General features: G+C 51.9%; 8 protein-coding genes. 7 read left to right on the top strand and 1 reads right to left on the bottom strand.

Annotated features, from left to right (window positions below):
• Complete coding sequence (locus ACRQU7_RS16200; RefSeq protein ID WP_444641845.1) at nucleotides 1–1,458, top strand: FAD-dependent oxidoreductase; 1,458 nt, start codon at nucleotides 1–3, stop codon at nucleotides 1,456–1,458.
• Nucleotides 1,459–1,550: 92 nt separating this feature from the next.
• Nucleotides 1,551–2,498: an AEC family transporter gene (locus ACRQU7_RS16195; protein ID WP_444641843.1), complete on the top strand. Its 948-nt coding sequence runs from the start codon at nucleotides 1,551–1,553 to the stop codon at nucleotides 2,496–2,498.
• On the opposite strand, the gene ACRQU7_RS16190 is transcribed toward ACRQU7_RS16195, so the two are convergent.
• A complete protein-coding gene (locus tag ACRQU7_RS16190) occupies nucleotides 2,463–4,046 on the bottom strand; it encodes a hypothetical protein (RefSeq protein WP_444641841.1) in 1,584 nt (527 codons plus the stop codon). The genes ACRQU7_RS16195 and ACRQU7_RS16190 overlap by 36 nt on opposite strands.
• Nucleotides 4,047–4,516: 470 nt before the next feature.
• Between ACRQU7_RS16190 and ACRQU7_RS16185 the strand changes: the two genes are divergently transcribed.
• The 5 genes from ACRQU7_RS16185 to ACRQU7_RS16165 all read left to right on the top strand — a co-directional run bounded on the left by ACRQU7_RS16185 (nucleotide 4,517) and on the right by ACRQU7_RS16165 (nucleotide 11,133).
• Nucleotides 4,517–5,740, top strand: coding sequence for an iron-containing alcohol dehydrogenase (locus tag ACRQU7_RS16185; RefSeq protein WP_444641839.1), 1,224 nt, complete (start codon nucleotides 4,517–4,519; stop codon nucleotides 5,738–5,740).
• A gap of 43 nt (nucleotides 5,741–5,783) precedes the next feature.
• A complete protein-coding gene (locus ACRQU7_RS16180; RefSeq protein ID WP_444641837.1) occupies nucleotides 5,784–7,280 on the top strand; it encodes an aldehyde dehydrogenase family protein in 1,497 nt (498 codons plus the stop codon).
• 165 nt (nucleotides 7,281–7,445) lie between these two features.
• On the top strand, nucleotides 7,446–8,933 hold the full coding sequence (locus ACRQU7_RS16175; RefSeq protein ID WP_444641835.1) for a sugar ABC transporter ATP-binding protein: 1,488 nt from the start codon (nucleotides 7,446–7,448) through the stop codon (nucleotides 8,931–8,933).
• Between the two features lie 52 nt (nucleotides 8,934–8,985).
• Nucleotides 8,986–9,963 (top strand): ABC transporter permease, encoded by a 978-nt coding sequence (locus ACRQU7_RS16170; RefSeq protein WP_444641833.1) that lies wholly within the window; start codon nucleotides 8,986–8,988, stop codon nucleotides 9,961–9,963.
• A 78-nt stretch (nucleotides 9,964–10,041) separates the two neighbouring features.
• Nucleotides 10,042–11,133: a substrate-binding domain-containing protein gene (locus ACRQU7_RS16165; RefSeq protein WP_444641831.1), complete on the top strand. Its 1,092-nt coding sequence runs from the start codon at nucleotides 10,042–10,044 to the stop codon at nucleotides 11,131–11,133.
• Nucleotides 11,134–11,577 lie beyond the last annotated feature (444 nt).

Here is an 11,577-nt window from a genome sequence, read left to right as displayed (position 1 = left end):
ATGCCGAACTATCATGAGGAATATGACGTTATCATTTGCGGAGGCGGCACGTCGGGGGTCGCGGCGGCAATCGCAGCGGCAAGGATAGGCGCAAATACGCTGCTCGTCGAACGGATGGGAGCGTTGGGCGGCCAGCTGAGCGTTTCCGGACCTCCCGGCTTTGCGTTCGCGCACTTGTTTAATCCGTGCGGCGAGCAGGATGCCGCGGGCATTGTTGAGGAGATTCACCGCCGCCTGCTCGAGGAGGGGCACGCCCTGCCCCATTTGAAACCGGCGATCCGGCTGAGGGCGGGCTATACGTTCTCTTATATCGACCCGGACTGGTTCAATCTGGTTATTTTTGACATGATGGAAGAAAACAAAGTAAACCTCCTGCTCCACACGCTGGTTGTGGACGTGATGAAGGAGGGAAACAGAGTTACGGGCATCGTTGTCGAAAATGCAGACGGACGCAGGGAGATCAAAGGAAAAATCGTGGTCGACTGTACAGGAGAAGGCGATATTGCGTCCCGCGCGGGTGCGCCCTATGAGATCGTTTCTCAGGAGGAGATCCAGCCGCAGAGCCTCGCGTTTACGGCGGACGGCGTTGACTGGAAAGAGCTTCTCGCGTATATTCACACAAATCCGGACCAGTTCACCTATTTTGAGCTGACTCTTCCCGAAATGACCAAGGAGGAGATCGAAGAAGTCCGCAAGGAAGCCGAGAAATACTACGGCAGCGTTACGGACGTGACGCAGCTCGGAGAAATCATGGGCTTCTATAAACTGCGCGACCACGGGCTGGAGACGGGAGAATGGCATCAATACGCGGGGGTCGGGTTCTTCCTCACGCCGCGTGAGGGAGGACATATTCAGGCGCATTTCCAGCATTCGGCACAGGTGCCGGGCATCATGCCGACGGACGCATGGAGTCTTTCCAAGGGTGAAGCGGAATGCAGAAAGCAGATTCAGATTGCATGGAGATTCTTTAAAAAGTACGTTCCCGGCTTTAAAAACGCATACATCACCAGAATCTGCCCCGAGATGAGAATCCGCGAAGGCCGCCGCATTATGGGAGATTACAAGCTGACCCGCGACGATGTTGCGGAAGGAAGAAAATTCCGCGATGTAATCGGCAAAAGTCATTTTAAGGCGGGCGCCCATCATGCCGCAAACAGCAATACCATTGTTTTGACAAACAAATGCGCACCGAAGGACGGGGGTTCACACGACATTCCCTACCGCTGCCTCGTACCCCTCGGCGTTGAGAATCTGCTGGTCGCAGGCAAAATGATTTCGACCGACAGAGACGCTTATCAGCGCTATGTCCAGCAGACGATGATCACCGGCCAGGCGGCCGGCGCGGCGGCGGCGCTGTGCGCCAAGCACGGCGTATCCCCGCGGATGCTCGAACAGGATGTTTCCGAGCTGCAGCGGATCTTAAAAAATCAGGGAGCGGTTCTGGACGGAACCCATTGACACAAACGGACGAGGCTTTAAAAAGGCGGGCGAAGATTTTTTGTCCGCCTTTTGTATCAAGAGTCCGGCAAAGGGCGGGGAGGAGAGCTTGTATGGCTGAGATCGGGATAGTTGCTAATCAGGTGACGGAATTTTTTCTTCTTATGTCGGTGGGGTTCGCCGCGGCAAAAGGCGGGATATTGACCCGAGAGATACTGGAAGGACTTATGAAGCTGATCGTCAAAATCCTGCTGCCGTGCCTGATCCTGAAGGTGGTTGCGGGGAGCGGGACGACAGTGGCGGATTATACCGAAAACGCGGGCTTTGCCGTGGCGATTCTGGCGTGCTACGCGCTGCTGTTCGTCGTGGGAACGGGTGCGGGAAAACTGCTTTGCAGGAAAGGGCCCACTTACAATGTCTTCGTTGCGGAGTTTACCTTCGGGGATATGGGATTTATCGGGATTCCCCTCCTGACGGCTGTGCTCGGAGGGACTGGGACTTCCGTCGCGGTCTCCGTATACACCGTTATTGACATGGCGCTTTTATGGACACTTGGCGTTTATCTGTGCAGCAGGCACAACAAGGGGGCGTCCGACAAACCGAACGTCTGGAAAAATATGATAAGTCCAACAAGCGCGGCGCTTTTGGCGGGCGTCGCGCTTGTGTGCTGTGCCGTCCGTTTGCCGGACGTTTTGATGGGTCCTATCGCATCGATCGGCAGCATGAGTTCGCCGCTCGCTCTGATCTATATTGGAGGGATGCTGTCTTTCATGCCTGTAAAAAGTCTGCTCCGGAAAAAGAGCATATTAGGGATCGTGGGGATCAAAATGGTCGTTTTGCCGCTTATTGTGTTCGCGGTTTCCGGCTCGTTTTTCGACATGCGGGAGCGCATGATGCTCATGTACATGGTTGGACTGCCCGCCATGACGACGATCTCCATGCTCGCACAGCTTTATTCCTCGGATCAGGAATACGCGACAACCACCGTCTTTCTCACAACGCTTGCCAGTGTCGGGACGCTTCCGCTAATCACCTGGCTGTCCGGCCTCATGCTCGCATGACGGGGCACTGTCGTCGGGAAATATGGTTTCCGTCAGGATGCGCAGCTGGCGTGAGACATAGTTTCTGTCCCGTCTTTGCGTAAGCGTATTGTACCAGAGTTTGTCGCAGAAGCGAAAAAGCGACAGAATGACGGACGATTCACAGGTGGTAAGGAGAAACGAGTCGCGGAGCAACAGGGAGTCGCAGTGATCGGGGGAATTGAATACGGAAATACAGGTATCCTTTTTCACAAACATATTCAAGGTGGCAGGCGGCCCCACATAGCCGTCCTCCAGAAGTGCCATTTCGTACGTTGACTCTGATGGGAGCAGATCGGACAGTTTTCTCAGCAGCCGCCGAAAGGCGTCGTTTGAAATATAAAGTGGCTTGCCCGAAAAAAAAGAAGGAGTATCCAGCATGATCTTTCTTTTGGTGAGAAGGCTCTCGATTTGCTTTTGCGGGATAAGATACCGAAAAAAATTGCCCGAGTTCTTCTTTGCGTCCCTTTTCAGGGAACGGTAGGCGCCGAGCGCGACTTCCTTGGTGTCGCTCGTTATTCCGTTGCTGTCCAGGATGTCCTCAATTTCTTCCATGGACAGGACATTCACAAAAGGAAAGCGCATCAGTACATATTGCTGTTCATCCAGATTGACCATTTTAGATAAGAATTTTGCATATTTGTAATAATCTTTTAAAAAATATTTTTCAAAAATAGGCGAGGCATAGCGAAAGGTCCTCTGCAGGATTCGGTAGGCCTCGTTCAGAATCGACGGGGAGGTGAAAGCCAGCACGGTGGCGTCTGGGGAAGCCTCATCGACGGAAAGGCCGTAAAGGAGAAGTTTGTCTTTCAGGAGGAGCGCGACGTGCTTGACGTCATAACCGTCGACGTTTGGCGCGTAGTAGGGCGTAACCCGTCCGGTCAGATAGAGGGGGATCCAGCGCAGAAGGGATTCCGCAAGGGACTTGTACTGCCGGTCGTTCGCATGGATGATCTTGATGGTATTGCCCCGCTGCAGATACTCCAGATTGGCCTGTTCCCATATTTGCTGATAGTCATCATTTTCGGTGAACCAGTTCTGGGTGTCCCACATCAGGCCCCAGATTTCCTGGCCGGGCTGCAGCAAAGCGGCCGTTTTCAACAGCCTTAGAACGGCATCGCGTTTTCCTTCGTTTCCTCTAAACTGAAGGCAGGGGCATTCTCTCCCATGCTTGCTGTTGTGCATGAAATTATAAAGCGCGGCGTCGTCCGCAGACGTATCCGTGCTTTCGAGCAGCCAGCGCTTCAGGGCTAAAGACAGTTCCACAGGGGAGTTGAGATCCAAATTCTCGAAGTCCTGGCCCAACAGGGATTTGATGGTGCTATAGCCCGACAGGGAATCAAGCGAGACGAAATGCTGCACGATGTTGTTCAGATGCATAGAATTTTCTTTGAGACTGCGTTTGCTGTTCTTCCATTTGCTCACGAGGGAAGAGTCGATATGTAGGAGATCAGCGAGTTCTTTCCCCGATATGCCAAAGGCGCTCATCAGCAGATTAAAGTGTGATTGATAGGATTGAACAGTCGACATAAGCGGCTCCTTAGGAATAGAAATGAGTGGCATTTTCCGCGGCGGACGAGGCGGTTCCGTCATCCTGACAGCGTAAAGATGCGGCTATCCTGAGGCAAAACAAAACTGATTGCACAAAAAATCATGACCGTATATAGAATTTTTTATACAAACGATCCTGTTTCCTACTTTATCAAACTCCCTCCGGCCTGTCAATAGGAGAAAAGGAGGACGCGTAAAGATTTCCTTCAAACTGTCAACAATAATGTCAACATGTCTGCTTTGACAAGTTGTCGATTGATATTGACAATGGAAATGTCAAAACAGATAATATGAATATAATAAAAAAACAATTAAATAAATGATTTTTTTGTGTTATTTTTACAATGATTCTGACGGAAATATGTATTTTGGGAGCGATCGCGTTTCCGCAAGGCTAAGTTTCATCCATCCAACGAAAACCCAATAGTAAGGAAAAGGAGAGAACGATCATGGCAAGAGTAAAAAACCACCTCCAGTTTGGCATTATGCAGAAATTGTATCAGGGCTCGGGCTGCATATCCGTACTTCCTCAGATACTGAAAAAGGAGGGATGGAAAAGAGTCATGCTGATTGCCGATCCCGGCCTGTATCAGGCGGGGGTGATCAAGCCCGTCGAGGATCTTCTGGAAAGCGCCGAGAATGTTGAATATATTTTATTTAAGAATATACGTCCGAATCCGGAAGCGGTTACAATCGAAACGGAAGCGCTTCCCGCCGCTCATGAATTCAAAGCGGATGTGCTGCTCGCCGTGGGCGGAGGAAGCACGATAGACACGGCCAAGGGCGTGTCTATCGTCGGCGACACGGATGCGCATGTCATGGACTTCAGCGGATGGCCGCCGAGCAAGCCGATCCCCCATAAGACGTATCCGATTATCGCCGTGCCCACCACGGCCGGGACGGGCAGCGAGGTGTGCCGCAATGCCGTTATCTGCGATCGGGACGGATTTAAGCTCGTACTGATGCACGATTCCATTCTGCCTGCCTACGCGCTGATGGATCCGGACTTTTTGGCGGGCCTTCCCTTTCCCATAGCGGCGGCGACGGCCATGGACGCATTTACCCACGCGCTGGAATCCTATACAAATATGAATGCAAACGATTTTACGGAAATGTTTTCCCTGCGTGCGTTGGAACTGATCGGCGAAGCAATTCGTCCGTTTGTGGCCAACCCCGCCGTTGACAAATGGGCGGACATGATGAGCCGGGGTTGCACGTATGCGGGATTTTCGCTCGGTATCGCCAGCATTGGACAGGATCACGTGATCACCCACCCGATGTCCGAAGAGCCGTTCCATATGCCGCATGGGGACGCGTGCGGGATGGTACTGCCTGCGGTCGTCGAGTGGAACGGGCTTGGCTGCAGGGAAAAATACAGAAGGGCTTACAACGCGATTACGAAAAAAAATATCTCCGAAGGAGATTTCGATGTGCAGATGCTGGTCGACTGGGTGGCCGAACTGAATCGCGATTTACATATTGCCGGAGATAAGAGCTTTGAGGATTGGGGTTACAACGATGGCGAAGTATTACAGCTGATGCTGAGGCATCCGATTTTCAACAATAAGGATGCGACGCCCAATGCGGCATGCAGCTACCCCAGAGTGACCAGAATGAAGGACTTTGAATATCTGATCCGGCTTACGAACGAGTATTCGAAAAGAGAGCGTTGAAACCACGCAGGGAAATCCATCTCAATGAAAGGAGAATGCGATTATGAAGATGCTGATTGGCGGGAAAAAAGTAGATTCCCGGGACAAAAGGACAATCGATGTCATCAATCCGGCGACAGGTGCATTTTTGGATACAATTCCTATGGCGACCAGGGAGGATGTCGACGAAGCGGTAGAAAATTCAAAAAAAGGTCAGAAAGAGTGGGCGGCAATCCCTCTTTTGCAGAGAGAAAAAATCATCCATCAGTTTCTGAGGCTTTTGGAAGAGCACAAACGTGAGATCATCTCTGTCTGCACACGGGAATGCGGCAAGCATGTCGGCACGACAATTTTTGAGTTCAATCAGACGCCCACACTGTTTTCAGGCTATATGGAATCCGCGAAACGCATGGACGGCAAGCTGCTGGTACCGGGCACGGAGCTCGGCCACGACGGAAAAACGGCGCAGGATCTGATCATGGTCCTGCATGAGCCGCTCGGCACGGTCGCGGCGATCGTACCTTTCAACGCGCCGATGCTGCTGTATTCCTTTAAAGTGGCTCCGGCGCTTGCAGCGGGCAATTCTGTTATCGTCAAACCGCCGACGGATAATCCGCTTACGGATATTATGATTACGGAGCTCCTGCTGGAAGCGGGCGTCCCGGGAAATACGGTGCAGATCGTCACGGGGAGCGGTTCGAAGGTGGGCAACTGGCTCGTTCAGAATCCGGGTGTTGACGCGGTGAGCATGACCGGCAGCACGGAGGTGGGCGTTGGCATTGCCGGGATTATGGCAAAACGGCTGGCGCCGTATACGCTGGAGCTCGGCGGGAACGATCCGTTTATCGTGCTTGACGATGTGGATGTCGGCAAGGTCGCAAAACAGGCATGCGGCTCCCGGAAGGGAAACACCGGACAGATCTGCATCGCTTCGAAGCGCTTTCTCGTACAGAACAGCATCCGCGAGGAATTTACGGAAAAGCTGCTTGCAAATGTACGTCGGATCGAATGCGGATTTGACGATGATTTTGAGCAGACGATGGAGCAGTATTTCAGCAATGTCGACCGAACGAACACCGCAAATGAAAAAATCGGAAGCTTGATCAGTGTGGAAGCCGCCAAACGGGTCGAGGAGCAGGTCAGGCACACGATCGAGCAGGGAGCGAATCTCGAATGCGGAGGCGTGCGTAACGGCGCATTCTTTGAACCGACCGTGCTGACGAATGTGACCAAAGACATGGATGTGGCCAGGGACATGGAGATTTTCGGACCCGTGTGGCCAATCATCGGGTTTGACACGGTGGATGAGGCTGTAGAGATCGCAAACGCAAGTTCCTTCGGACTTTCGGGCTGCGTCATGACAAACGACTGGAAGCTGGGAATGTACGTGGCGCAGAGAGTGCAGTCCGGAGGAGTGGTGGTGAACGGGTCCTCGGTATACAGGAACCAGATGCAGCCGTTCGGCGGACAGAAGATGAGTGGGATCGGAAATGAAGGTTTTACGACGCTGGAAGAACTGACAAAGGTCAAAAATATCGTACTGAAAGGATTTCTTGCGTAGAGCGGCATATGAGCGGGACCGGAATCACTGGAAAACGCAGGAAATCGGTACTGTCCGGACGATGCCATTTACAGATCAGGCAGTACATCATGGAATCGAATGCACAGACTTTCATCAAGGTCCGGAAGCAGGAAAACTCTATTTTCCTGAAAGGTGGGAAATTCCATGGAAAATTCGATTGCTTTTGAACATATCAGCAAAAGATTTTCGGGTGTTCAGGCACTGAAAGACATCAGTTTCCAAGCCAGCGGCGGAGAGGTCTGCGCACTGTTGGGCGAAAACGGAGCGGGAAAAAGCACGCTGCTGAAGATACTGAGCGGTACCCTTCGCGCGGATTCGGGAAAGTACTTTATTAATGGCAAGGAGGCCGCGTTTGCCTCGCCGACCGAGGCGATCCGATCCGGCGTAAGCATCATCTACCAGGAAAGGCAGCTGGTGGGCGAGCTTTCCGTAACGGAGAATGTATTCATGGAGGACCTTTACAAAAGCGGTCTGGGAATCGTGGACTTTCAGAAATCCCACGCCGAAATGAAGAAGATCATAGACTTGTTCCGGCTGCCTTTTTTACCCCAGACAAAAGTGAACCGGCTTTCCGTGGCACATCAGCAGATGGTGGAGATCATGAAAGCCTACCGGCGCAACAGCAAGATCATTGCGTTTGACGAACCGACGGCGAGCCTTTCGGACGAGGAAATCAATGTGTTGTTCGGCCTGATCGAACGGCTGCGTGAAGAAGGAAAAGTCATTCTGTATGTATCGCACAGGCTGAAAGAGCTTTTCCAGATTTCGGATAAGATTGTGATTCTGAAGGACGGCTGCTTTGTGGCGGAAGTGGCGACAAAGGAGGCGACGGAACAACGGCTTGTTTCCATGATGGTCGGCCGCGATATCGGGGATATTTACAACGGACTCAGCCGCAATGACCAAATCGGAGACATCGTGCTGGAGGCAAAGGAGCTTACGAACGATCATATCCATGATGTGAGCTTCCGTCTGCACAAAGGGCAGGTGCTGGGCTTTGCGGGCCTTGTGGGGGCCGGGCGCTCGGAAACGATGCGCGCGATCTTCGGGGCGGACCGGCTTTTTTCCGGTGAAGTGTATGTGAAGGGGCAAAAGTGCAGGATCCGGTGTCCGCGCGACGCAATCAGAGCGGGAATCGGCCTGTGCCCTGAAGACCGGAAGGAGCAGGGGCTGGTTCTGACAAGATCGGTCAAAGACAATCTGACGATCCCGATCCTGCGCATGCTTACAAATAAGGGTGTGATCGATGCCGATAAGGAAAGAACCGTTTCCGAACAGGCGGTTCAAACCTACGGAATCAAGACGCATTCCATCGAAAAAGCGGTTGTTGAACTTTCCGGCGGGAATCAGCAGAAAGTGATCCTTGGACGCTGGCTGCTCGCGAATCTGAAAATTTTGATCCTGGATGAGCCTACCAAGGGCATTGACGTCGGCGCAAAGGCAGAAATTTATCAAATGATATGCGATCTTGCCAAATGCGGAATGGGCGTCATCTTCATCTCCTCGGAGCTGCCCGAGATCCTGAACATATGCGATGATGTCATCGTCATGAACAGCGGAAGGGTGAGAGGAGAATTGACGAAAAGGGAGTTTTCGGAAGAGCGGGTCCTTCAATTGGCAATGCAGGAATAGAATCAATACAGTTTCCGTAAGGTACAAATGTTGCAGCGTTGGAGGGATAAAAGTGAGAAACGGAGAACAAACAAGATCGAATAGAGCAGCCGGTGCGATGGTTTTTCAATCGAATGCCGTCATGCTGTTGCTTGTACTGGCGGTCGTCATCGCATTTTTTTCGATCACGAATAAAAACTATTTTTCCTATACGAATATAACTAATATTCTGTTGGGCGCATCGACGGTCGGACTGCTTGCCATCGGGGAGACATATCTGATTATCGCGGGACATATCGACCTCTCGAGCGCGCATACGGCGGCGCTGTTCGGCGTGTGGACGGCCATTTTGATCAATAGCGGAATGCCATGGGGATTTGCAATTCTGGTCGTCATTGCGGTCAGTCCTCTCGTGGGCTTCGCAAACGCGGGGCTTGTCAACATCTTTGGACTGCAGCCTTTCATTGCAACGCTGGCAATTGCGCAGGTATGCCAGGGGGTCGGATTCCTGATCTGTAATGGCAAATCCATCCCGATAAACGAGAAGACGTTTGTGATGATAGGCTCGATGAAGCTGTTGGGTATTTCCTTTCCGGCACTGCTGATGATCATACTGTTTTTCGTATATGGGTTCATTCTCTCGAAAACGGTGTTCGGCCGCAGCGTGTACATGATTGGAGGAAATCAGACCGCGGCACACCTTGCCGGCTTAAACCCCAAAAGAATCAGCACGATCCTGTACGTGATGAGCGCCATGATTGCCGCCGTGGCGGGCGTATTGATGACGGCGAAGATGCATTCGGGGCAGCCGGCCAGCGCAACGGGGTCGGAATTTGACGCAATCACGGCCGCGATCCTGGGCGGTGTTGCGTTCAGCGGTGGCAAAGGGAATCTATTGGGGTGCTTTATCGGCCTTCTGATTATTGAATGCTTTGGCAACGGATTAACTGTGCTCAATGTTTCGTCTTTCTGGCAGATGGTCGCGAAGGGACTGCTGCTGATTGCGGCGCTGATTTTTGATTATGTTCGCAGAAAAAAACTGGCTGTTTGACAGAAAATGGAAAGTTATTCCGGTTTCCAAGCCCTATGGCCCATCAATCTACCGTGAAATAAAAGGAGGAGCGAAAGTATGAAGAAACCGGTGAGAGTCCTGTTGGCAATTGCAATGGTGCTGTGCATAACGCTTGGCGGCTGTACGGATGCTGGAACCGTCTCCGGGAGCCAGGCTCCCCCAGAAATATCGAGCGGATCCGTCGGGGAAAAGAAGCTGACCCTTGAGTATTTTGCCACTTCCATGACGGTGGAATGGATACAGCAGGTGGAAGCCGCGCTTAAAAAGCTTGGGGAAGAAGAGAATTTCGAGCTGCTGTCCGCGGATGCAAATCGTGATATCAATGCGCAGCTTTCGCAGATCGACACGGCAATCCAACAGAAAATCGACGGTGCAATCCTGTTTGTGGTTGATGAGAACAGTGCGCCTGCGGCGGTTGAGAAACTGAACGCAGCAAAGATCCCCGTGATCGGCGAGAGTATGAAGCTTCAGGATGGCGGCGGAAGCAACATTGCGCCTTACGTCGAGCTTGATTCCTATAACGTGGGAGTCAGGTGCGCGGACTGGGTAAGCCAAAATTACAAGAGCTGCGGCGCTGATTTCTCTGATTTATCGAAGGTGGGGCTTATTTCAAACACGAACAGCAAATACCGGCCCGACGTGCTGCGGACGGACGGTTTCCGCGAAGCGTTTGTCAAAGCGTTTCCGGGGCTCCCTAAAAGCAATATCTTTATGGCGGATTGTGCGGCGGAAGCAACGAGCAACGATAATACGGAAGCTTCCTATAAGCAGGTATCCACCGTCATTTCTTCTCATCCGGATATCGAATACTGGGTCATCATGGGTGCGGTTGACAACTACGCCATGGGCGCATGCCGTGCGGTAGAAGCGGCGGGCGTCGAGGATCGTACGATCCTCGTATCCGCGGGCGGCGAGCTGGCGGTCAAGGAGTGGGCAAACGGCACCGGAAAAGCCTGGCGGGCAGTGTGCTATTATGATGCGATGAATTTTGCAAAAGTAATTGTTGACGGGATGGTGGGGATCCTGCGCGACGGGAAATCCCCTGAAGAAATTTACCCTGACTATAAGCAGGCCGGCCAGAAGTACGCGGCGGTCAAAATAACAGGCAATATGTGTACATCGGAAGACTATAAGCAGTATGTTCACTGAGGAAAACGGAAGGTTTCCCCGCGGAAATTTTAAAGATGCAGAAAAGGGTTCCCGCTGGAGTGTACACGGCCCCAAGGTAGCTGGACAGAGCAAAAAGTCACCGGACGTAGAATATCTTCAAATCACACGGACTGACGTCGTTTTTCGAGCGGCGTCAGTTTTTTGTCATATGCCCCCCGGCTATGCCGGGGTGTTCAGAAAAAGCTTTAGCGATGAGTATAACAAAAACCTTCTTAATGAGCAAAAGAATCCCTGGTTTAGTTTTGACGTGGCGAAGGTTGCCGTCCAAATAAGTCATGACCGGCTGATACAGAACAGCAAAAGGAAATTGACGAACTAGAAAGGTTATTTAAAAAAGCTGTAAGTGATAGGCTAAACCAGTTTTTATCTACCATCGGGTGGTTATAATTTCAGGACGATGTTTTTTAAGAACATGAACGCCGC

This window comes from Caproiciproducens puteiluti (assembly GCF_052442865.1).
In the GTDB taxonomy this organism is placed as follows: Bacteria; Bacillota; Clostridia; order Oscillospirales; family Acutalibacteraceae; genus Caproiciproducens.
This window is presented reverse-complemented; position numbering and strand designations above follow the sequence as displayed.